Origin of the sequence: Arthrobacter sp. ZGTC212, assembly GCF_002929255.1 — a bacterium.
GTDB classification, from domain to species: Bacteria; Actinomycetota; Actinomycetes; order Actinomycetales; family Micrococcaceae; genus Arthrobacter_B; species Arthrobacter_B sunyaminii.
Genome location: NZ_PJIJ01000040.1, coordinates 1 through 641 on the forward strand (window position 1 = coordinate 1; position 641 = coordinate 641).

At 63.2% G+C, this 641-nt stretch carries 1 protein-coding gene; it reads right to left on the reverse strand.

Features of this window, described 5'->3' with window-relative positions:
• The coding region (locus CXQ89_RS17740) for an amino acid permease (protein WP_146067302.1) at positions 1-491 on the reverse strand (491 nt) is incomplete at its 3' end.
• Between the last annotated feature and the right edge of the window lie 150 nt (positions 492-641).

Here is a 641-nt window from a genome sequence, read left to right on the forward strand (position 1 = left end):
TTGACGCTCAGCAGGTTGACGGCCACCAGGAGGGCCAGGGCGGCAATGGCCGAGGCTTCCACGGGGACATTGGGGAAGAAGAACTGGAAGTAGAGGCCTATGGCGATCAGCTCGGCGATGCCGGTCATGCCCCAGTTGATGAAGTACATCCAGCCGGACAGGAACGCGCCCTTCTTGCCGAACATTTCGCCGGCGTAGCTCACGAACGAGCCGGAGGTCTGGCGGTACATGATGAGTTCGCCCAGCGCCCGCATCAGCAGGTAGGCGATGACGCCGGCGATGGCGTAGGAGAAGATCAGGGCCGGGCCGGTGGAGGCCAGGCGGCCGCCGGCACCCATGAACAGGCCGACGCCGATGGCGCCGCCCATGGCGATCATGGTGACGTGGCGCCTGCCCAGGGTCTTGCTGTAACCCTCGGCGCTGAGGGTGGGGTCGACGGCGGTGGATGGTGCCGTGTTGTTCTGCAGATCTGTGGGGGTACTTTGAGGCACAACGATTCCTTGTGGGTTGGGGGTTGGCCGCATCCGGAGCACTGATGCTTCCGCTCACAAATTCGGGGTTTTGCCCTATTGGGCAACCGAATGTGACCGGAATCTCTCGTGGCGCCGAAGCTTCGAGCGGCTCGTCTATCTTACAAGACG